Below are 22,000 nucleotides of genomic sequence, written 5' to 3' on the forward strand. Positions count from 1 at the left end.
GACGCGGTGACCACCGCCGTTGAACTTAATCGGCAGCGACTTCATTGGCGCGACTGTTTTCTTTTGTCGGTGCGGTGAGTGTGTGAGGGTCACAACGTGTCTGTCTTTCGGCGCGCCTGTAGGCGCTTTTTCGGTTAGCCAGTTGTGCGCGCTAGGCGTTCTTACTGTCTCTTTCTTGGTGCTTTGCCTGACGTTTTAACTTGCGCTTTTTGCTCGTTGACGCACCCTTGTTGTGTTCCCCGCACGCTGCGGCACGAACTTCTTTTGAACTCTGTTTCACAACAAGGACAAGCAACCGTGATGTCACACAAAAAACGAACTTGCAAGCTCACCAAACGACTTGCCGAAGACATGTTGATCCGCAACATGGCCGAAGCAACCATCGACGCCTATACCTACCACGTTCGCAAATTCGCCGACTTTATCGAAAAACCGCTCGGCCAGGCAACCTGCGAAGACGTTAGAACCTTCCAGCTCCATTTGATCCAAGAACGAAAGCTTGCCTACGGTTCGTTCAACCAAGCCGTTTGTGCTTTACGGTTTTACTATCGCCACACCCAGCCCATGCCCTGGCCGGTCACGATGGTGCCCTTCGGCAAACGGCCCAAGAAGCTGCCTACCGTGCTCGGCCGACAAGAAGTCGACCAGCTGATTCAATGCACGGCCAATCTGAAACACCGAACCTTTCTGATGACGCTCTACTCCGCAGGGCTTCGATTCTCCGAAGCGGCCAACTTGAGGATCCACGACATCGACTCCAAGCGGATGATGATCCGAGTCGCCAACGGCAAGGGCAACAAGGAACGGTTGGTGCCACTCTCACCGAGACTCTTGAAAGAGCTCAGGCTCTACTGGCTCAAGTACAAGCCGACCGACTTCCTGTTTCCAGGCAAGAAACCGGGGAAGCCCTACGCCGACACCACGATTCGCAAAGCGATGAAGGACGCCGGAGTGAAAGCGGGGATCAAACGCAGGATTTATCCGCATGTCCTGAGGCACTCCTACGCGACAGGACTTCTCGAAGCCGGGGTGGACTTGTTGACGATCAGCAAGCTGCTCGGCCACGCCAGCTTCATCACGACGATGGTTTATCTGCATTGCCGCCGGGAGCACCTGCACAGTGTCCCGAGCCCACTGGACTGGTTGCCGGTCAAGCAACTTCCGACGTACACGCCGCCGCAGGAGAACGGCGAACAGGACGATTCAGACAAGAAAAGCTAACCGTCCACCAACTCCTTCGTCGCGGTGCCGAACGTTACGTCAACGAGCACCGCGACGGTGCAGCGACGATGACGGTCCAAAGTGTCTTGGCCAAAACGACTCTGTGTCGTACGTCTGCACTTGGTGGTCGTTGGTACCAGTGTGATGATTGTGATCGGCTTACGAAACGACACAACTCGTGTGGTGATCGTCACTGCCCGCAATGCAGCGGAGGAAAACGACAGACGTTTTCGGATCGTGCTTCGAAGCTGATCCTTGACGGTGTGGACTACTACCAAGTCGTCTTCACGTTGCCGGACGTGATCTCGACGATGGCGTTGGCGAACCGCGAAGAGATCGCCGAGTTGCTGTTTCACTCGGCTTGGAAAGCTCTCAAGAAGACAGTCGAAACCGAACAGCAATACGAACTGGCCGCCTTGATGGTCCTTCACACCTGGAACCAGAAGCTGGATGCTCACTGGCACGTCCACGCGTTGGTCCCCGGTGCAGGACCGAGCTTGGTCGATGGGAGCTGGACGGAATCAAAGGCTCCGGCGGCCGCAGGATACGACGACGATCGCAAGTACCTTGTCGATGCGATCAATCTCCGGCGGTCGTTTCGCAAAATCGCGGTGGCTCACCTGCAGCGTCTGCGCAAGAACGGCAAACTTCAACTTGACGGCTCAGTTGAGTACCTGCGCTGTGATGAAGCCTGGGACACGATGATCGATCAGATTGAATCGAAGGAATGGGTCAGCTACATCGAGCCCCCGCCGACCGAAAGCAGTAGTGGAGAGCATGTGGTTCGTTACTTGACGCGTTATCTGACCGGTGGGCCGATCAGCGACCATCGAATCATCGCGGCCGATGACCAGGAGGTAACGTTCTGGGCACGTGAAGGATACACGACGGGTGGTGAGTCGATTCAAGTTCCGTTGACTCTTTCGACAGCGGAGTTCATTTGCCGCTGGTGCTTGCACATCCAGCCCAATCAGCTAACCAAAACGCGTCAATTCGGAGGTTGGTCGAGCACGAAAGCGGTGGCGTATCAGCAACGCTGCCTTGCCTCCCTGAGTGCAGTCGACGGTGCGGAGGCTCGCATGGCCGTGATGGCTGCGGTGGAAGAAGCGGAGGCCGAGTTGGAGACCGAGCCGGAGCTATGCTGTGAGCACTGTGGCAGCGAGTCGGTTCGTCTGACGCACGAGTATCCGAAGCGATCCTGGAGCGTGATCTTGGGACGCGATTCGGAGTGTAGCCCAGGTTGGTACCGAGAGAGCCAAAAACTTGATGATATTCGGTTCTGGGACGATGCGATGGGGGAAGGTTTTTCGGAGTGGTACGAGTGGTATCTGAAAAGTGGCATTGAAAGTGCAAGAGAGTCCCCGGGCTTGGACGCCATGACCGAGACGACCGCAGAAACTGGCATGCAGCAACTCATGCTGTTCTAATAGCGTCCCCCAGATCGGCCAAGTCGTGCCGACAAACTTCAACGCACGATCTATCCGTGTACTCCGTACCCGGATAGATCGCATTTCGTTATCCGACTGAAATGGACTATCGGTATGGATTGTCTGACGTTTGATCCCAAAACCGGCGGTTCACATCCGAGGCGGAGTTCCCCGGCAAAAGCATATCTCGTACGGCGGCGCATCCTGCCATGCAAACGGTCGCCAAAATGAATACAACAATCAACTTACGCATTGGCTTTCTCCTTTGCTGTCTGATACACGAATCGCTATTTCGAGGTCAAACTCAATTTCATCTAAACGACAACCGTGGGCAATTGCCCCCCCTTGTCAACGGAGGTGTCATGCGTGGTGAGTCGATCCTTCGCTTGATCGCACTTGCTGTGGTCAGCTACACTGGCGATTCTAAAATCCACTCTGCTGGAAGCATGCTGGTCAAATACGGGCGGATAACCAGAGAATTGCACGGGAGTGGCGGTGGCCGTGCGATTCGAAGTGGATGATCAACTCCCGCCACCCCGTGAATTCCAACGTTCACGCTGGTAACCCACGCCTGACGACAGCGCCCACTTCTTCTTTTGCGTCTTCTCGCGTTCTCTTGTGGCAATTGATTTGCTGTCGTTTGATCGTGACTCGAAGGTCGCCCACCGGATGTCATCGAACCTCCGTTTCCTGGGATTCGCCTTTGATGTCACGGTTTGATAGGTGCGCGGTCGACTCGGCCGGCGAAGGCAAACCGGCGCCTGTTGATCGAGTACGAGCACGAGTACCGCGATGCTGAGTACGAGTACGATTCAAGACAAACCGACGTCTGAAGTGCCGACCGCAGATTGGGACACTGGATTTCCCACGGCGATTCCGATCGAGTACATTGACAAAGAGCGGCAATGGCTCGGGCTGTCGTCGTGGCCGGACGCGTGAACTATGTGGTGCACCGCAGTCGGCGAGTTGAGTTTGTTTTTGAGTTCAGGTCCATCGCGCCGACGCGGTGACCACCGCCGTTCTGGCATTGAAAATCGTACTCGTACTCAGGGCGCCGCCCGGTACTCGTACTCCTACTCGACTCGGGGCACCAACGACCGAACCCATCTTCGACCACGATCGACTAGACGTTTACCGTTTCTCTATCGAATACGTTGCTTCGTCATTCGCCGCCGCGAGAGATTTGAGCGGCTGTCATCGCCACGCTCGTGATCAATGGCTTCGCGCCGCTCAATCCATACCGCTGAACATCGCCGAGGGCAACGGGAAGCGAAGCCTCAAAGATCGTAGTCGATTTCTTGACATCGCTCGTGGCTCGGCGCTGGAATGTGTCGCAATTCAAGACGTGCTTGCCGCAACCGATGGACTGGATGTTGAACGCCACCACGAACTGAAACGTTCGCTTCATCGGATCGTTTCGATGCTGACTCGGTTGATCGCGAGATCCGATGCCGTGGCCGAATCGCCGGTGGAGTACAATACAGGGACCGAGTACGAGTACCGCGATGCTGAGTACGAGTACGAGTACGAGCAAGGCAGGAAGCCAGAACCAAGCCGTGCACCTGAGGACGGCTTGCGCGGTTTCACAAGTGGAAAATCACTCGTCCGTCCCAGGTGACGGCAACCGTTATTTGATTTGATTAGGCCTCCCCGAATGCCATTTGTCCTTGGTAGAGCTGATTCGGCGTTTGACTTCGACGCACTCGTGCAGCGTCTCCGTGAAGCGTTCCCTCAGACAACCACTATTTCCGATGATTACTACGCGGACCGAGTAAGCCGCGAAAAAGCGATCGCACGACAACAGGGAATGCCTGTGGACTGTGCTCCGATTCGCAGTACCCAACAGGCCGCCCTCAAACATGGGACGCAGCGTCACCTCTCGATTGCAATATCTGATGAAACGACGCTTGACACACGAATCGACAAAATGGGGATACTGGCCGTCGGCGGACAGGACACGGTAAAATGCCGAAACGAAATTCAGAAACTGCTCGACATCTTGACTACGTTTCCGCTGCAAATCGAAGCAAGCTGGGATGACGACAAATAACAAAGCGGTGAACCGAAGCCGCCGATGACGCGTTTTCTGAAATCATAGTTTCTTGGTGGCGGCTCGGTTACCGCTGCCGTTCTGGCACGAATTGTGATAGGTCTAAAGCAGGAGTCGACATCACGCAGTGCCCAATACTACACAGCTCACAGAAGAACAATACATCGCAACGTTTGTTGAACCAATGCGGCGTATCGACGAAGACGAATACGTTGAAATCGTTCCTCTGGCTGACTACTTGGAAAACTGCAAAGCTGATCTTGATCTCGCTGACACAATTGAAGATCTGCAACTTCAAGATGTTTACATCAACGGAGATCGGACGTTTGGTCATGTATTGCTCTACTATGGAAAACCGAACTGCTACCTCGTCATCATCACCGACTACACGCACCTGCGTGTTTACGGTCACCACCTTTTGGACCTAAACGAGAAATATGGAGCAACAGCTGCTCGCTAGGCATTCTCGGATCTGCGACAATGAGTTTGCCAGAACCAGGCGATGGACACGAAGTCGCGAATCAGGTCCTTTGGCCATCGCAATGTCATTCGCCGCGACTCGGTCATCGCGGACGTTCACGCTGCTAACCCACGCCTGACGACAGCGTCCACTTCTTCTTTTGCGTCTTCTCGCGTTCTTTTGTGGCAATTGATTCGCCGTCGTTGGATCGTGACCCATAGGACGCCCATCTGATTTCATCGAGCTTCTGTTTCCTGAGATTCGCATTTGATGTCATCGTTCGACAGGTGCGCGGTCGACTCGACCGACGAAGACAAACCGACGCCTGTTGATCGAGTACGAGCACGAGTACCGCGATGCTGAGTACGAGTACGATTCAAGACAGACCGACGCCTGAAGTGCCGACCGCAGATTGGGACACTCGATTTCCCACGGCGATTCCGATCGAGTACATTGGCCGTCAGCGACGATGGCTCGGGCTGTCGTCGTGGCCGGACGCGTGAACTATGTGGTGCACCGCAGTCGGCGAGTTGAGTTTGTTTTTGAGTTCAGGTCCATCGCGCCGACGCGGTGACCACCGCCGTTCTGCCATGGAGTTTTTGTCCACCACAAAATGAGAATCAAACGGCGAGATAGTTCAGCAGTCACATTCAGTTTGCGCTCGTGCTTGGGTTGGATGACGATTTCGGCGTTTTTGATTTGGGTGGGCGCCGCCTTCTATTTGGCGATCATTGCAGTGATTGCACTTCAGTACCTTGCACTGGCCTACGCTGCGTTGCTTGCGCGTCAAACCGGTCGACTGACCAATGCCTCGCCGTTCGTTCGATACCGAACCCCGGTTCGCGAATTGCCGACGCTTCGATTTTGCGTCGTAGTATTCTTGGGCGTCCTCTGTTTGATGCATTTGTTCATGGAACTGACCTTCTACCCGATTGCTTTTCCAACGATTTGGCACTCACCATCAGTCGTTTCGCTGACTTTGGCCCAAATTGAGCGATTGTCTATCGCGGGATTTACATTGTTGCTTGTGATTTCCTTTTTGCTTGGCGCATACAGTGGTGACCGATTTTCACGCCGAGTTTGCGTTGAGACGTCTGGGGCGTTAACTTTACTACATGCTTCTCACTTCATGGTTCCGTAGCAAGTGAAGGCAGAACCAAGCCGATCGGGATAGGGACCCGGATTGCTCCGGGTTCCCTCCCACACCACCTAGCATGCGGGTCCGCCCGGGGCAGGCTAGCACAGTGCGGTTCGCCGTTTCGGAGCAAGCGCGCTCCATCGTTCTTCAAGCGTGAATAAGCCTTGAGACTGCAGCCAGGCGTTCGACAAGGCTCGGTGAACGCCAGACGTCGTTGAGAGACGCCAAGGCCCCTTGCCCGAATGGGCCGGAGGGTAGGCTTCATCGTAGGAGCCTCCAAGAGCTTGCAGCTTCTTCAATCGGGTGCGTGGTAAGCGCCAATTGCTCCAGTAGCACGCTCGGACCCGTCGCCCCGAGTGAGTTGGGTTGGGGCACTTGTCCAAAGTGAGCGTTAGACTCTTGCGTTGCTCTAATACGAAGTAATCGATCCAACCTCGAAGGTACAGCCGAAGTTCCCGAAACCGCCGACGCATCGAAATGCCGCGGTTGCGGGTCAAAATTGCTTTTGCCCGTTGTTTGAACTTCTTGAGACTCTTCGGCCTCACTCGGATCTGGCCGCCGAAACCATGGAATTGGTAGCCGAGAAAATCGACACCGGCGGTTCGGCAGCCGCGACTTTTGTCGCGATTGACGACCAGTTTCAGTGTCCCAGTGAGATAACGTTCCACCGAGTGGAAAACACGGCGGGCCGAGCGCTCCGATCGTACGAAGATCAGAAAGTCGTCGGCGTAGCGAACAAAGCGGAGACCCCGTTGCTCAAGAACCTTGTCAAAATCATCCAACAAGATGTTGGCCAACAAGGGAGATAACGGGCCGCCTTGCATCGTGCCTTCGGTGGAAGGTTGGAGGATGCCATCGACCATCACGCCCGCACGCAGATAGCGACCGATCAGCTTCAGGAGTACACGGTCGTGGACCTTACGAGACACGCGTGCCATTAAGACATCGTGATGGACGCGATCGAAGAACTTCGAAAGGTCCATGTCCACGCACCAGCGGAAACCGCTGCGAATCGTTTGTTGGATCTGCTTTGCAGCTCCATGTGCGGAACGCTTGGGTCGAAACCCGAAACTCGATTCGGAGAAACCGGGATCGAAAATCGGGGTCAAGACTTGCAGGATGGACTGTTGGATCAAGCGATCAATCACGTTTGGAATACCGAGATCTCGCGTGCCGCCATCCGGTTTGGGAATCGACTTACGCCGGGAGGGCCCCGGGCGGTAAGTTCCTTCCAAGAGTTGTCGGCGAACTTCTGGCCAATGGTGCCGGAAGGTCTCGAAGAATGCGTCAAGGGTGATGCCATCGGGCCCGGGGGCCCCTTTGTTGGCTTTGACGTTCTTCCAAGCGCGCTCAATGTTAGCGTCGTCGACAACTGCTTCCATCAGAGAAAATAGAGAACGGTTCAAGGCTGACTTCTCCGTGGCCGCCGAAGCCGCAAGGCTCGACTGAGGTTTGTGCGCGGTGTCTGGAAGACACGATGCGTTGGGATTCTTCGAGGTCACGGGTGGTTCGTTCCTTGTGAAATGACGTTCAGCCCTTCGCCAAGCCGTTGGAATACGGCCAATGGCTACTATGGCTTTTGCTGACTTCTCAGAGCACGGAATGCGTTACCACATCCGCCCCACCTTTCGGGCAAGCCCTACTCGCGGGTACGCGTCTGAGATCTCCCCAAATAAGGGGCTCCCGTAACCGGGAGCATCGTGATCTGTCCCTGCCCAAGCTCCCCATTTACCTACGCCCTTTCTTCCGGTTTGGCTTCGCGGTCAGCAGCCCGCTCGCCTGGAGTCGTCGGCCTCGTATGAGGTTTCTGTTCGTAACCTGGCAGGTCTCGGCGAGAATGTGGTCGACGGCGGTGTTCAGGTCGACACTTACGCACACATTCGCAGGCTTCCTCTCCACGGTCTGTCACCTCGCCGCAGTTGCCCTCGCCTCGTACTCTCTTTCGTTAGAATTTCATTTGGTAGACTGACCTCTCGAAAGAACCGGAACTAAGTACAGGGGACTTGCACCCCACAAGATCACGCCCATGTTGGGCGTACATCGGGATAGGGACCCGGATTGCTCCGGGTTCCCTCCCACACCACCTAGCATGCGGGTCCGCCCGGGGCAGGCTAGCACAGTGCGGTTCGCCGTTTCGGAGCAAGCGCGCTCCATCGTTCTTCAAGCGTGAATAAGCCTTGAGACTGCAGCCAGGCGTTCGATAAGGCTCGGTGAACGCCAGACGTCGTTGAGAGACGCCAAGGCCCCTTGCCCGAATGGGCCGGAGGGTAGGCTTCATCGTAGGAGCCTCCAAGAGCTTGCAGCTTCTTCAATCGGGTGCGTGGTAAGCGCCAATTGCTCCAGTAGCACGCTCGGACCCGTCGCCCCGAGTGAGTTGGGTTGGGGCACTTGTCCAAAGTGAGCGTTAGACTCTTGCGTTGCTCTAATACGAAGTAATCGATCCAACCTCGAAGGTACAGCCGAAGTTCCCGAAACCGCCGACGCATCGAAATGCCGCGGTTGCGGGTCAAAATTGCTTTTGCCCGTTGTTTGAACTTCTTGAGACTCTTCGGCCTCACTCGGATCTGGCCGCCGAAACCATGGAATTGGTAGCCGAGAAAATCGACACCGGCGGTTCGGCAGCCGCGACTTTTGTCGCGATTGACGACCAGTTTCAGTGTCCCAGTGAGATAACGTTCCACCGAGTGGAAAACACGGCGGGCCGAGCGCTCCGATCGTACGAAGATCAGAAAGTCGTCGGCGTAGCGAACAAAGCGGAGACCCCGTTGCTCAAGAACCTTGTCAAAATCATCCAACAAGATGTTGGCCAACAAGGGAGATAACGGGCCGCCTTGCATCGTGCCTTCGGTGGAAGGTTGGAGGATGCCATCGACCATCACGCCCGCACGCAGATAGCGACCGATCAGCTTCAGGAGTACACGGTCGTGGACCTTACGAGACACGCGTGCCATTAAGACATCGTGATGGACGCGATCGAAGAACTTCGAAAGGTCCATGTCCACGCACCAGCGGAAACCGCTGCGAATCGTTTGTTGGATCTGCTTTGCAGCTCCATGTGCGGAACGCTTGGGTCGAAACCCGAAACTCGATTCGGAGAAACCGGGATCGAAAATCGGGGTCAAGACTTGCAGGATGGACTGTTGGATCAAGCGATCAATCACGTTTGGAATACCGAGATCTCGCGTGCCGCCATCCGGTTTGGGAATCGACTTACGCCGGGAGGGCCCCGGGCGGTAAGTTCCTTCCAAGAGTTGTCGGCGAACTTCTGGCCAATGGTGCCGGAAGGTCTCGAAGAATGCGTCAAGGGTGATGCCATCGGGCCCGGGGGCCCCTTTGTTGGCTTTGACGTTCTTCCAAGCGCGCTCAATGTTAGCGTCGTCGACAACTGCTTCCATCAGAGAAAATAGAGAACGGTTCAAGGCTGACTTCTCCGTGGCCGCCGAAGCCGCAAGGCTCGACTGAGGTTTGTGCGCGGTGTCTGGAAGACACGATGCGTTGGGATTCTTCGAGGTCACGGGTGGTTCGTTCCTTGTGAAATGACGTTCAGCCCTTCGCCAAGCCGTTGGAATACGGCCAATGGCTACTATGGCTTTTGCTGACTTCTCAGAGCACGGAATGCGTTACCACATCCGCCCCACCTTTCGGGCAAGCCCTACTCGCGGGTACGCGTCTGAGATCTCCCCAAATAAGGGGCTCCCGTAACCGGGAGCATCGTGATCTGTCCCTGCCCAAGCTCCCCATTTACCTACGCCCTTTCTTCCGGTTTGGCTTCGCGGTCAGCAGCCCGCTCGCCTGGAGTCGTCGGCCTCGTATGAGGTTTCTGTTCGTAACCTGGCAGGTCTCGGCGAGAATGTGGTCGACGGCGGTGTTCAGGTCGACACTTACGCACACATTCGCAGGCTTCCTCTCCACGGTCTGTCACCTCGCCGCAGTTGCCCTCGCCTCGTACTCTCTTTCGTTAGAATTTCATTTGGTAGACTGACCTCTCGAAAGAACCGGAACTAAGTACAGGGGACTTGCACCCCACAAGATCACGCCCATGTTGGGCGTACTGCAACGGAGCCGGGCTTGCATGATTCCACCAATGGAGAGTCCAACGTCCCGGCCCGCTGATCGCCGCCGTTGAACTGAATCGAATTGCGTTTCGCTTCGACGGTTAACGTGCGGTCGCGGTGGGCTGAGGTGGTGTGGGACTTCGGGCCATAGGCTGACGCCAGATTCTTGAACCCTCTGGCCCGAGGTCGTCCGCGTTTTGGTGCGACAAGCGTCTTGATCTCTTGTGGCCCATCGTGTGATCCACCGGCGCAGGACGCCCCCGTCACTCGCGTCGTGTGGTCCGAGGGTGTTTCTCTTTTGCGAAGAGACGAATCCGATCGAACGCACGACGCGCCGATCCTTGGGAGTCGTGCGTCTCGGGATGTTTGAAGTGCACCACTGAGATCAAAACGCGGTCAGCACAATCCACCAGACGTCTGGCTAGGAGAGATCGCCACAATAGAGCGCAAAGGACGCAAAAGGTGCGTGCGGATTACGAATAGAACCGCCATTCGATGGTGCGTTTGATGCACCGCGAACGAAAAGTTGCGGCAGCGCCCAAAGGGCGTCCGCGCGGCCGCCGACGCAAGTAGCGTTCTTACCTTTTGTGCCCTTTGAGCTCTTTCGCGGCCAAACGCTCCGCGTCTTGACGCTTCCGGCTGGTTGGGAAAAAGACTTGCCTCCAGCGATCGTTCCCGAGTTTCCGGTCGGTCTCGGAGGGCATTGAGCCGGACGTTGCGCTCGACACAGTGATGAGATTCGCTGCAACCCCGTCCGGGGTCGAGGGGTGGATTGGGGGCGTGGTCCGGAGGTGGCGCTGCGCTGACCGCCGGCTACTCGCTGTGATCCCTCCGGGATAGCGTGGACGCTCGTTGCGTTAACATTCGCCGACGCCAGCTTCTTGAGTCCTCTGAGCGTTCAACTCATTAAGACTGCCTATCCGATTCAAACAACGATCGGGAAATGGCCATCTTTTGTGGACGACGCAAGAGGCACAACCGGAAGGCTTTTAAAATCGTACAATACACAATGGCGGAGAATCGGCTCAAACACGAGAATGTTCCTCGACAGGTTTGCTTACGAACTCACTCGGATCTGGTCGCCGAAACCGTGGAATGGGTAGCCGAGAAACTCGACACCGGCGGTTTGACAGTCGCGACTTTTGTCGCGATTGACGCCCCGTTTGAGTATTCCAGTGAGAGAACGTTCCACCGAACAGAAACCCCGGTGTGCCGAACAAAGCGGAGCCCCATTTTGCTTTCACTCCTGAATCGCACCGATCCCGATCGATTCCAATTCATGCTGACCCCATCGATGATACGATTGATTTGCAGCGGGCTGGTCCTGTACTTTCTGGTGTGCCAAACGGTCATCGAGGCAGCTCGACCGAACATCATTCTGGTGATGGCGGATGACTTGGGCTGGTCAGACATCGGTTGCTTTGGCGGTGAGATCCGCACGCCGCAGATTGACTCGTTGGCTCGGGAGGGACTGCGGTTCACGCAATTTTACAACAACGCCGTTTGTGGTCCCACGCGGGCGTCACTGTTGACCGGGCTTTATTGTCAGCAAACTGGCCACCGTGGCGATCACTGGAATCAGCCCAAGGACTATTCCAAGTGCGTGTTGATTTCCGAACTGCTGCAAAGTGCTGGCTACCACACCATGATGGTCGGCAAGTGGCAGGGACGCGACCTGGCACTCGACCGTGGCTTCGATCGGTTTTTCGGTCCGATGTGCCAAGCAAAAATCAGCTACTTCCACGAAGTGCAGCAGAACCCGTATTATCTCAATCGGGAAAGGTTTCAGCTCCCCGAGGATTTCTATCTCACAGAATCGCTCAATCATTATGCCGTGCAGTTCTTGAAAGAAGCGATGACCACGGACAAACCCTTCTTTCTCTACGTGGCACAGATTGCTCCGCATTGGCCGTTACATGCCCGTGAAGCTGACATTGCCGCCTACCGGGAGCAATATCGAGAACGCGGATGGGACGAATGGCGCGGCGCACGATTTGAATCTCAACAGAAATCGCAGCTCATCCCTCCGAACTGGAAACTCACCCCGCGTCCCCCAGAGATCAAGGATTGGAAGGACGGCGTCCATCAAGACTGGCAGGCCGAACGGATGGCCGTTTACGCCGCTCAAGTCGCCGCGATTGACAAAGGTCTGGGGGAACTCTTGACCGTTCTGAAAGAGAGTGGACAAGAACAGAATACTCTCGTCCTGTTTCTCTCGGATAACGGCGCAGCACCTGATGGTGGCATCGGTCCATCGAAAAGCGGTTTTGGATTTGCCCCTAACCAGCCCAACAACCGGTGGCGACTGGATCAGGTTGCGATCCGCCCGGGAAGCGGCCCGGATAACCTTCCGGGGTCTCCTGATACTTTTGCTGCCTACGGCTTGGCCTGGGCGACTCTCAGCAACACGCCCTTTCGCAGTACGAAACTCTCAGGCTACGAAGGTGGTATTCGCACTCCATTGCTGGCGAAATGGCCTGCCGTCCTATCCGGGGATCAACAAAGCGATGAGGTGGGCCATGTCATGGATCTGATGGCAACGTGCCTCGACATCGCTGGTGTGAAATACCCCACCGAGTTTCGCGGTCGAAATCCGGTTCCAATTGAAGGGAAAAGTTTGCGACCGGTATTTGAGGGCAAGCCCCGCCAGGGACATGACGTGCTCTGCTGGAGCGTCCCCCGACACCATGTTGTCCGCATGGGCAAGTGGAAAGCCATTCGTCCTCGGCGAGGTGGCGACTGGGAACTCTTTGATTTGGAAGCAGATGGCACCGAGACAACCGATCTCGCTCGGCGTGAGCCCGGTCGAGTTCAGCAACTGGCCCGGCAGTTTGAGCTCTGGCATCAGCGTGTGCAGGATCCGTTCTAATCCAGTCCTGTCACCGACCCAGCTGAGGGCCGACACAGTTCGGGCGTCCGAACGATCCTCGCGTTGAATGATGAAGGATTCTTTGGCACTGGGGACGCACGTGCACAGGTCACGTTAATGGTCGTCGGTCACGTGCCCGAGGACATCTACGAGAAATGGATCACAACGCTTAATCTACCCGACGTTGCAAAGCGATGCCTCGAATGGAACGATGACGCTCCCGATACGACAATACCCTGACGGTTGCGCACAACGCGCCGATCCCTGGGAGTCATCCACCTACGGATGTTTCGAGTGCACCAATGAGATCAAGACGTGGCTTGCACCGCGACGCTGATGAAGGGCGTGCAAGTGATTCTTGTGGCGGAGAGAATTCGAAGTGTGGTCCGGAGGTGGCGCTGCGCTGACCTCCGGCTATTCGCTGTAATCCCTTCGGGACGTCGATTCTTTTTCTGCAGGATTTGGCAACCGATTTCGTCTCTCTCCCTCTGGGAGAGACGGCGTTTGCGCAGCAAGCAAACGCCAGAGAGGGCCGGCGGCTTGCGAAAGTCTTGACGGCTTCCGCTACGATCAACTCCGCCACTTAGACAATCGACGTCCGGCGGGATGCCGTGGACGCTGTTTTGTGGCGTCTTTGGTATAAATGATGTTTGGCAGACGGTGAAGCATGAATTGCGCGGTAGGACGGGATTGGTGGTTTCTACTCTGATTGCGCGTCTTTCGCCCGTCCCGCGTGATTTCTGACGTTATTCGATTGTAGATGAACGACCCCTCAACCATTGTTGCTGAACGCTTCGACCGCATCGTTGCGGATATGGCGTCGAATGGATGTGCCCGTCCTGACGATTTGGCCGAAAATGATCGAACGATCTACTACATTGTCTCCACTCGCTGCGAAATGGACATGGGCGGCTTCAACTCCGTCTTTGACCAATTGCTTTCCGAAAGCGAGCTTGAGTATCTGATCACCTGCTTGAATCGGCTACATGCGACTTCACTAGCGAATGCTTTTTCGCGCGCTCATGAGGCATTGAGGGCTGTTCGGTTTTTCGACGACAACGGTGGCGCCGACAACATGATTTCCGACTTTGATCGAGCAGATGGCACTGGTCTGCTTGAAGCGATAGAAGAGGAGCTTCGAGCAGGTGAAGAATTATGGATGCTGGACAGCACACTTGCCGTTCTTCCTTAGCCCAAACCGGCAAATGACAAATCGATTAAGCGGTCCAACGAGCAGAACGGAACGAACCTCGAGATCGAAAAAACAGGTACGCCGCCGCTCAAATACTGGCTCACGAATCGCAAGAGGGAGTGTTGGGCTCGCGTCGTGTTCCCCGATGGAACCCACAAATGGGCACGCCTACGTGGTAGGCTCTTCCCTGGCAACGAGCCGCTTATCATCCTAGACGCTTAGCTCCCATTGCTCACGGAAATGGATGATGCCTCCGGGAGTGATGCATGGGTTGGAGATGGAGGCAGGAAAATTTTGGGTAGGAAGAGAGAACACGATCGTTGCGCGGGTGCTTCGTTTTCCAATCACCCATTTTCCTACCCGAAATCTTCCTACCTTGTTACTGCAGTCGGCTGGTTTGGAAACCGACTTAACCCCAGCGATCGCTCCCGATGTTTCGGCCGGGATCCGGGTTTCCATTGAGCTGGAGGCGCGGTGCCGGGTTACGCTGCGACCCCGTCCGGGGTCGAGGGGTGGATTGGGGGCGTGGTCCGGAGGTGGCGCTGCGCTGACCTCCGGCTACTCGCTGTGATCCCTTCCGGGATAGCTCGGGCGCTGTGTTGGGGGAAGGTTTTTCGCACTTGGTAGGGCTGGTCGTGCGAAAACGGAACAAGAAAGTGCAACGGTGGTCGCGGCCGAAGCGGACCGGCCCGTCCGCCATCCAGCTCGGGCTCATCGGGCACCAAAATGCTGGCACGCCCTGGCAGGATCCGTTCTAATCCAGTCCTGTCGCCGACCCAGCTGAGGGGCGGCAAAGTTCGGGCGCACGATCGATCCCCGCTGCTCCGCAGGTGCGGATAGATCGCAATTCGTCATGCGGGGACGAGTGCTCCACTCTCGTAGGCAAACCTCAGAGTTTTGACAATCATGGTGAGAAAGAAATCAAATGATTGAGTCCAGCCTCGACACGACGAAATCCATCTTGCATGTGCGGCCCGAAGCCGCGCTTGAGAAGACCGACTTTGAGAAGCTCGCAGAGAAGGTGGATCCCTTTATCAAGACCAGTGGCGGACTCCGTGGCCTGATCATTGACGCGCCGACGTTCCCGGGCTGGGAGAGTTTTGGCGCCATGGTTGCTCATTTTTGCTTTGTCCGAAACCACCACAAGCGTATCGAAAAGGTTGCCATTGTCACGGACTCCGTCCTCGGCGACATGGCCGAGCGGTTGGCCTCCCATTTTGTCGCTGCGGAGATCAAGCATTTTCCCGTTGGCGAGGTCGAGGCTGCGAGACAGTGGATGACCGGCAGCCAGTGATCGATGGAGCTTCTCGTGCTGGATACTTCGTTCAGATTGGTTGTGCTCGACAAGCTGAACATCGGCGCATCACCAGACGATGCACGTGGGTCGTCGGGGCGAACCCTACGGACGACGGCCCGGAAGGGCCATCGTACATGCGAAACGCGGTCGCCTCGCGCGTGTTAGCTTCGGACCGTCTTTCTTAAATCAAACGTGACAGGGAAATCGTTGGGCGAATCGACCGGCGGCAGATCCGGCAGCACCAACCGGCCTCCGGTCAGCGTCTGGGTGTGGAACCGTGCCGATCGCCGCGTTTCCGCTTCGTTGGCGTTGACCGGATAGATCTCGTGGGCCCGCCCGCTGGGGTCGGAGACGAAGTATCGGCATCCGCCGATCGAGTGCTCGGTGAATCGATCCACGATGTCGAATTGCAACGGCACATGAACGCCGATCGTCGGATGCAAACAACGTGGCGGTTGCCAGGCGCGGAACTTGATTCCGGCCAAATACTGCCCGGCCACTTCGCTGGGATGCATCGGTACGCGGTGGCCGTTGCACAAGACGGCGTAGCGTGAGGGATCGAACCCGTCCAGACTGAGCTGCAAACGCTCCATCGACGAATCGACAAAACGGGCCGTGCCGCCACCCGATGGCTCTTCGCCCATCAGGTACCACGGCTCGATCGCACCGCGAAGCTCCAAGCGTGCATCGCCGAGCACGACTTCACCGATCTTGGGAAAACGAAACTCGTAGTGGGGCAAGAACCATTCCAGATTCAAATCGACACCCATCTGACGCAGCACGCTGAGCAGTTCGTCTAGATCGCTCCAGACGAAATGCGGCAACATGAATCGATCGTACAGCGAGGTGCCCCAGCGAGCCAAAGGCTGTTTGTAGGGTTGATTCCAGAACGCGGCGACGATCCCCCGAATCAACAACTGTTGAGCCAAATTCATGTGCGCGTTCGGCGGCATCTCGAATCCGCGAAACTCGACCAGCCCCAATCGACCGGTGCTGGAATCGGGCGAATAGAGTTTGTCGATACAGATTTCGGCGCGGTGCGTGTTGCCGGTCAAATCGACCAGCAGATCGCGGTACAACCGATCGACGGTCCAGGGCATGATCTTTTGCCCCTCGCCATAGAACCGCTCCATTTCCACCAAAGCGATTTCCATCTCGTGCACACTGTCGCGACGGGCTTCGTCCATCCGCGGCGCTTGGCTGGTCGGCCCGATGAATTTGCCGCTGAATAAATACGACAGGGCAGGGTGGTTGTGCCAGAATCGGATCATGCTGGCCAGCAGATCGGGACGTCGAATGAAGGGGCTGTCGGTTGGCGTCTTGCCGCCCAGCACGACGTGGGCGCCGCCGCCGGTCCCGGTGTGCATTCCGTCGATGTCGAACTTCTGAGCGGTCAATCGGCTCTCGCGCGCCTCCTGATAAATCGTCTCGGTCAATCCGACCAGTTCACGCCACGAGGACGTCGGCTGGACGTTGACTTCGATCACCCCCGGATCGGGCGTGACCTTGAACATTTCGATGCGATGGTCGTGTGGCGGCAGGTAGCCTTCCAAGACCACGGGCATGTCCAAATCGACGCAGGTTTCTTCGACCGCCGACACCAAATCCAAGTAGTCTTCTAGATTTTGTGTCGGGGGCATGAACACGTGCAGCCGTCCGAAGCGACATTCGACACACAGCGCCGTCGGGATCACTTCCGCTTCGATCGGCGTGTCGTCTTGTTGACGCAACTGTTCTTCGACCTTCTCGATCCGCTGCTGGTCTTGCCGAATCGTCGAAACCTCTGGCAACGGGTTGCGTGGCGCGAAGGGATCGCGGGGCAGATTGTCCGCGGGCGTGGGTGCGGCGGATTTGGGCAGACTATCCAGCGGCAATCGCAGACCGATCGGGGAGTCTCCGGGGATGACAAACACCTTCTCGCCGCGGACCGGCCAACGGCCCCCGACCCAACCCGGGTGGGCCTGCCACCAGGCGCGCTTGAGCGGCATCACAAACCCGACCGGCTTGTTCAGCCCCTGGGTGAAGGTTCGCACCATCATCGCCCGTTCGTTGGGGTCTTCCAACTTCGGATCGGTGGGTTCGACATCGATCGGCAGCTTCTGTTCCTTCCACAAGTAATGGAAGGTGTCTTCGTAGACGGGAAGTGTGACCTTGGCTTCGATCCCCAGTGTGACGGCCAGGTGTTTGACGAAGCGTTCGGCGTCGTCGTGGGTGAACCCATAATCCTTGCCCTCGTCGGCGATGTACTTGGGGTTCTGCCAGACGGGCTGTCCGTCGGTGCGCCACAAACAGGTCAGCGCCCAGCGCGGCAGTGATTCGCCCGGGTACCACTTGCCTTGTCCATAGTGAAGCAACGCGCCGGGTGCGACGGTGTCGCGCAGCTTCAACAACAAGACGTTGGAAAGCACGCGTTTTTCTTCTCCGACCGCATCGGTGTTCCACTGGGGATCGTCGACATTGTCGATGGCGACGAAGGTCGGTTCACCGCCCATCGTCAACCGCACGTCACCGATCGCCAACACCTCGTCGACGCGATCACCGGCCGCCAAAATGTCGGACCACTGTTGGTTCGTGTAGGGTTTGGTCGTCCGCGGCGCTTCCAAGATTCGGGTGACCGTCATCTCGTGGACAAATTCCACTTCGCACGGTTCATGCCCACCGGTGATCGGCGCCGCGTCGCTGTAGTGTGGCGTGCACGCCAAAGGAATGTGTCCTTCGCCGGCCATCAAACCGCTGGTCGGATCCAACCCGACCCATCCCGCACCGGGCAAGAAGACTTCGGTCCAGGCGTGCAGATCACAGAAGTCCGCGGCCGGGCCGGCCGGGCCTTCGATCGGTTTTTCGTCCGGCGCCAGTTGGATCAGATACCCCGAGACGAACCGCGCGGCCATGCCGATGTGGCGGAACGCCTGGACGAGCATCCAGGCCGAATCGCGGCACGATCCGCTGGCCAGTTTCAGCGTCTCCTCCGGCGTTTGCACACCGGGTTCGAGCCGAATTTTGTAATCGACCCGCTGCTGGGCCATGCGGTTGACGTCGACCAGAAAATCGATCACCCGCTCGGACTTCTTGGGCAGTTCGCTGATCCAATCGGCAAACAGCGGCGTCACCGGCTCGGTGACCAGATACGGCGCCAGTTGGCGTTCGATTTCGGTCGCATACTGAAACGGCCAGGACTCGGCGCTCTCTTCGACGAAAAAATCGAACGGGTTGATCACCGTCATGTCGGCGACCAGATCGACCACGATCGACAGTTCTCGCGCCCGCTTGGGGAACACCAACCGCGCCACCGGATTGGCGAACGGATCCTGTTGCCAATTGATGAAGTGATCTTCGGGACGAACACTCAGATCGTACGAAACGATTTTCGTGCGGCCGTGATAGGCCGGGCGAAGCCGTACCTTTTGCGGGCCAAGCCCGACGGCGCGGTCGTATTGATACTGAGTCTTGTGGTGGAGAGCGACGCGAATGGTCATGCAGATTGGGTTGCGTAAAAGTAGTCTTGTCCGAGTGAATCACCGACCGCGTTGAGTTCAATCTGCAAGCGATCGACAAATTGATGCATGCCGCCGGCGATCACTTCTTTGACGTTGGTGTTTTCCAAGCGATGACGAAGTGCGGCGATTCGCTGCCTGGCTTGTCCGGGCAACTCCGAGTCGGATTCGCTTTCGATCTCCCGCAGCGATCGATCGACACCGGCGACACAGGAATAGATACTGCGTGGAAATGTCCGGTGGAACAGAAAAAAGGCCACGATCTTTTCGATATCCATCAATTGATGTTCGCGACGATAGGCTTCAAACCCGCTGATCGCCAGCAACAGCGTCGACCACTGCAGATCATCGACCGCGGTGCCGACGTCTTCCACGCGAGGCAGCAGATTGAAGTACTTGACGTCCAGAATTCGAGACGTCTTGTCGGCCCGTTCGAGTAGACGCCCGACGTTAAGAAAATGCCAGGCCGTATTGTGGGGCATGGTGTTGTCCAGCACGCCGGTCCACATCAACGCGTGGTCGCGAACCTGTTCAAAGAATTCCGCCGTCGGATCGGTCAACTGCGCCGGGCTGCTGTCGCGAACGAAATGATAAAAATCATTCAGTTCCTCGAACGCCTCAGTCGACAAAGCCTCGCGGACGCTCCGTGCGTTCTCACGCGAGGCCCGCAGACAGGTCAGCATCGAACTGTGGTACTCGCGATCAAACGCCAGAAATTGCACCACGTTCTGACAGGTCGCCGTGCCGTACTTGGCCTTGAACCACTCGTTGTCTCCGGTCACCTGGACCAGCGGTTTCCAGGGATCGACCAGGTATTCCGGTTGGTCCAACGTCATGTGCAACGTCACTTCGATGAATCGAGCCAAATTCTCAGCTCGTTCGGCCTGACGGCTCATCCAATAAATCGATTCAGCAACACGTGAAAGCATAGATGGCTCGGTTTGATGTTCGCCTGTTGGTTTTCAATCGGTCGTCGTCCACTTTACAATCTTGCAACTCGCCTGAGTCAAACGAGCTGCACCTGATCTGCGATCGTCGGCCCTGGTCTGTGAACGCCGGGCTCTGATCAAGGATCGCTGGGCCCGGATCAGCGATCGTCGGGCTCTGGTTTGCGGTCCACCGGGTCGGTGTCATCACCGTGCACCGAGGCGATCGCTTGCCCCTGCTCGGCGACCACCCACGTATCCTTGCTGCCGCCGCCCTGTGACGAATTGACGACCAACGATCCCTTCCGCAGGGCCACGCGTGTCAGGCCGCCCGGCAAGACCCAGACGTCGTCGGGCCGACTGCACAAGATGTACGGACGCAAATCGACGTGGCGGCCTTCTAAGTGATCGTCGATCACGGTCGGGGCGCGAGACAATTCCAGCGTCGGCTGGGCGATCCAGTTCCGCGGATCCTCTTTGATCTTTTGGGCAAACTCCTCGCGTTCTTTCGGTTTCGCGTGCGGACCGATCAGAATGCCGTAGCCGCCTGATTCGCCGGCCGCCTTGATCACCAATTCATCCATGTGCGAGAGCACGTATTCCCGATCCTCTTCCTTTTGACAAACGTAGGTCGGGACGTTCGGCAAGATCGGCTCTTCGTCCAAATAATATTTGATCATGTCCGGGACAAACGCATAGATCACCTTGTCGTCGGCAATTCCCGTCCCGGGGGCGTTGGCCAAGCAGACGTTGCCGGCGCGGTACACGTCCATCAATCCCTTGACCCCCAGCACGCTGTCTTTGCGAAACGTCTTGGGGTCCAGAAAGGTGTCGTCGACTCGCCGGTAAATCACGTCGACCCGCTGCAATCCACGCGTCGTTTTCATGTAGACATAGTCACCTTCGACGACCAGGTCGCGGCCCTCGACCAATTGGACCCCCATCCGTTGGGCCAAGAACGAGTGCTCGTAATAGGCGCTGTTGAAAACGCCGGGCGTCAACACCACGATGGTCGGATCCGAAACGTGGGGCGGAGCGACATCGCGTAACAGTTGAAACAGCCGCGACGAGTAATCGGTGACCGGGCGCACCCGCGAGGCACCGAACACCTGCGGAAAGTTCCGCTTCATCACGTGACGGTTCTGCAGCACATACGACACGCCGGACGGGCAACGCAAATTGTCTTCCAGAACGTAGACGGTCCCGGTATTGTCACGGACCAAATCCGTCCCCGTGATGTGACACCAGACGTCATTGAAGGGCTTCAATCCCTGACATTCTTTCAGATACGCCGGTGCCGTGTCGACCAACTCCGCCGGAATGATCCCTTCCTGGATGATGGCCCGCTCGTTGTAGACGTCACACAGGAAACGATTGAGTGCACGGATCCGCTGTCTTAAACCGGCGTCGATGTGTTTCCACAAGATCGCCGAGACGATCCGCGGCACCACGTCAAACGGCATGATCTTTTCTGTGCCCGAATTGTCGCTGTAGACCGTGAACGTGATCCCCATCCGGAACAAGGCCTGTTCGATCGCGTGCTGACGGCGCGACAATTCCTGCGGCGGAAATCGGTTGAACAACGAAACCAACTCTTCCGCGTCCGGACGAGCGACGTTGTTTTTGTCGACCAACTCGTCAAAGAAACCATCCGTCTGATAATTCGGCAGGGACGGAATCGGACCGAGTGACTGCACCTGAGACACGGATCCGGAAGTTTGTTTTTGCATGGCGGACTCTTCTGCGCGTGCTTCAACGGTGCGCAACCGGCAAACGAAACGACACGAGGAAATAAGGACGTTCGGTGGTGGGCCGGATCCGCCAAGTTCCAGACCTGAGGACCGATTCTAATCAGAATCGCGTCCAGACGC

At 56.9% G+C, this 22,000-nt stretch carries 16 protein-coding genes; 11 read left to right on the forward strand and 5 right to left on the reverse strand.

The genetic code is table 11. The features are described 5' to 3' along the window. Positions 1-300: 300 nt before the first annotated feature. The 8 genes from Enr13x_RS31700 (at position 301) to Enr13x_RS31730 (ending at position 6,299) form a co-directional block, all read left to right on the forward strand. Positions 301-1,221: a tyrosine-type recombinase/integrase gene (locus Enr13x_RS31700; protein ID WP_231743776.1), complete on the forward strand. Its 921-nt coding sequence runs from the start codon at positions 301-303 to the stop codon at positions 1,219-1,221. Next, entirely contained in the window at positions 1,140-2,648 is a 1,509-nt protein-coding gene (locus tag Enr13x_RS31705) for an IS91 family transposase (protein ID WP_261344195.1), read from the forward strand. Before Enr13x_RS31700 ends, Enr13x_RS31705 begins: the two co-directional genes overlap by 82 nt. 792 nt (positions 2,649-3,440) lie before the next feature. Continuing rightward, a complete protein-coding gene (locus Enr13x_RS38500) occupies positions 3,441-3,587 on the forward strand; it encodes a hypothetical protein (RefSeq protein WP_197455349.1) in 147 nt (48 codons plus the stop codon). Positions 3,588-3,654: 67 nt separating this feature from the next. After that, positions 3,655-4,266, forward strand: a complete 612-nt coding sequence (locus Enr13x_RS31715; protein WP_231743897.1) for a four helix bundle protein — start codon at positions 3,655-3,657, stop codon at positions 4,264-4,266. 36 nt (positions 4,267-4,302) lie between these two features. Further along, positions 4,303-4,698: a hypothetical protein gene (locus tag Enr13x_RS31720; RefSeq protein ID WP_145390916.1), complete on the forward strand. Its 396-nt coding sequence runs from the start codon at positions 4,303-4,305 to the stop codon at positions 4,696-4,698. Positions 4,699-4,882: 184 nt separating this feature from the next. After that, entirely contained in the window at positions 4,883-5,158 is a 276-nt protein-coding gene (locus tag Enr13x_RS31725; RefSeq protein WP_197455497.1) for a hypothetical protein, read from the forward strand. 356 nt (positions 5,159-5,514) lie between these two features. Then, entirely contained in the window at positions 5,515-5,661 is a 147-nt protein-coding gene (locus Enr13x_RS38505) for a hypothetical protein (protein WP_197455498.1), read from the forward strand. A 173-nt stretch (positions 5,662-5,834) separates the two neighbouring features. After that, positions 5,835-6,299: a hypothetical protein gene (locus Enr13x_RS31730; protein WP_145390918.1), complete on the forward strand. Its 465-nt coding sequence runs from the start codon at positions 5,835-5,837 to the stop codon at positions 6,297-6,299. A gap of 95 nt (positions 6,300-6,394) precedes the next feature. Here Enr13x_RS31730 and ltrA (Enr13x_RS31735) read toward each other — a convergent pair whose 3' ends face one another. Together ltrA (Enr13x_RS31735) and ltrA (Enr13x_RS31740) are read right to left on the reverse strand one after the other, a co-directional pair. Beyond that, on the reverse strand, positions 6,395-7,678 hold the full coding sequence (ltrA, locus tag Enr13x_RS31735; RefSeq protein WP_145390919.1) for a group II intron reverse transcriptase/maturase: 1,284 nt from the start codon (positions 7,676-7,678) through the stop codon (positions 6,395-6,397). Positions 7,679-8,407: 729 nt separating this feature from the next. Beyond that, a complete protein-coding gene (gene ltrA, locus Enr13x_RS31740; RefSeq protein WP_145390919.1) occupies positions 8,408-9,691 on the reverse strand; it encodes a group II intron reverse transcriptase/maturase in 1,284 nt (427 codons plus the stop codon). 1,963 nt (positions 9,692-11,654) lie between these two features. Between ltrA (Enr13x_RS31740) and Enr13x_RS31745 the strand changes: the two genes are divergently transcribed. From Enr13x_RS31745 to Enr13x_RS31755, 3 genes are all read left to right on the forward strand, one after another. Further along, entirely contained in the window at positions 11,655-13,220 is a 1,566-nt protein-coding gene (locus Enr13x_RS31745) for an arylsulfatase (RefSeq protein ID WP_197455499.1), read from the forward strand. Between the two features lie 760 nt (positions 13,221-13,980). Next, on the forward strand, positions 13,981-14,412 hold the full coding sequence (locus Enr13x_RS31750) for a DMP19 family protein (protein ID WP_145390921.1): 432 nt from the start codon (positions 13,981-13,983) through the stop codon (positions 14,410-14,412). Between the two features lie 925 nt (positions 14,413-15,337). Beyond that, complete coding sequence (locus tag Enr13x_RS31755) at positions 15,338-15,706, forward strand: SpoIIAA family protein (RefSeq protein ID WP_145390922.1); 369 nt, start codon at positions 15,338-15,340, stop codon at positions 15,704-15,706. Between the two features lie 164 nt (positions 15,707-15,870). Here Enr13x_RS31755 and Enr13x_RS31760 read toward each other — a convergent pair whose 3' ends face one another. The 3 genes from Enr13x_RS31760 to Enr13x_RS31770 all read right to left on the reverse strand — a co-directional run bounded on the left by Enr13x_RS31760 (position 15,871) and on the right by Enr13x_RS31770 (position 21,859). After that, positions 15,871-19,185, reverse strand: coding sequence for a transglutaminase family protein (locus Enr13x_RS31760; RefSeq protein ID WP_145390923.1), 3,315 nt, complete (start codon positions 19,183-19,185; stop codon positions 15,871-15,873). Then, positions 19,182-20,132, reverse strand: coding sequence for an alpha-E domain-containing protein (locus Enr13x_RS31765; RefSeq protein WP_145390924.1), 951 nt, complete (start codon positions 20,130-20,132; stop codon positions 19,182-19,184). The genes Enr13x_RS31760 and Enr13x_RS31765 overlap by 4 nt, the downstream gene beginning before the upstream one ends. A 158-nt stretch (positions 20,133-20,290) precedes the next feature. Next, a complete protein-coding gene (locus Enr13x_RS31770) occupies positions 20,291-21,859 on the reverse strand; it encodes a circularly permuted type 2 ATP-grasp protein (RefSeq protein ID WP_145390925.1) in 1,569 nt (522 codons plus the stop codon). Positions 21,860-22,000 lie beyond the last annotated feature (141 nt).

This window comes from Stieleria neptunia (assembly GCF_007754155.1).
Lineage (GTDB): Bacteria > Planctomycetota > Planctomycetia > Pirellulales > Pirellulaceae > Stieleria > Stieleria neptunia.

What these genes read in the sequence shown, in the direction of transcription:
- Enr13x_RS31700 (WP_231743776.1), top strand. Translation starts at nt 301, where the DNA reads ATGTCACACAAAAAACGAACTTGCAAGCTCACCAAACGACTTGCCGAA.
- Enr13x_RS38500 (WP_197455349.1), top strand. Translation starts at nt 3,441, where the DNA reads ATGCTGAGTACGAGTACGATTCAAGACAAACCGACGTCTGAAGTGCCG.
- Enr13x_RS31720 (WP_145390916.1), top strand. Translation starts at nt 4,303, where the DNA reads ATGCCATTTGTCCTTGGTAGAGCTGATTCGGCGTTTGACTTCGACGCA.
- Enr13x_RS31725 (WP_197455497.1), top strand. Translation starts at nt 4,883, where the DNA reads ATGCGGCGTATCGACGAAGACGAATACGTTGAAATCGTTCCTCTGGCT.
- Enr13x_RS38505 (WP_197455498.1), top strand. Translation starts at nt 5,515, where the DNA reads ATGCTGAGTACGAGTACGATTCAAGACAGACCGACGCCTGAAGTGCCG.
- Enr13x_RS31730 (WP_145390918.1), top strand. Translation starts at nt 5,835, where the DNA reads ATGACGATTTCGGCGTTTTTGATTTGGGTGGGCGCCGCCTTCTATTTG.
- ltrA (WP_145390919.1), bottom strand. Translation starts at nt 7,678, where the DNA reads ATGGAAGCAGTTGTCGACGACGCTAACATTGAGCGCGCTTGGAAGAAC.
- ltrA (WP_145390919.1), bottom strand. Translation starts at nt 9,691, where the DNA reads ATGGAAGCAGTTGTCGACGACGCTAACATTGAGCGCGCTTGGAAGAAC.
- Enr13x_RS31750 (WP_145390921.1), top strand. Translation starts at nt 13,981, where the DNA reads ATGAACGACCCCTCAACCATTGTTGCTGAACGCTTCGACCGCATCGTT.
- Enr13x_RS31755 (WP_145390922.1), top strand. Translation starts at nt 15,338, where the DNA reads ATGATTGAGTCCAGCCTCGACACGACGAAATCCATCTTGCATGTGCGG.
- Enr13x_RS31760 (WP_145390923.1), bottom strand. Translation starts at nt 19,185, where the DNA reads ATGACCATTCGCGTCGCTCTCCACCACAAGACTCAGTATCAATACGAC.
- Enr13x_RS31765 (WP_145390924.1), bottom strand. Translation starts at nt 20,132, where the DNA reads ATGCTTTCACGTGTTGCTGAATCGATTTATTGGATGAGCCGTCAGGCC.
- Enr13x_RS31770 (WP_145390925.1), bottom strand. Translation starts at nt 21,859, where the DNA reads ATGCAAAAACAAACTTCCGGATCCGTGTCTCAGGTGCAGTCACTCGGT.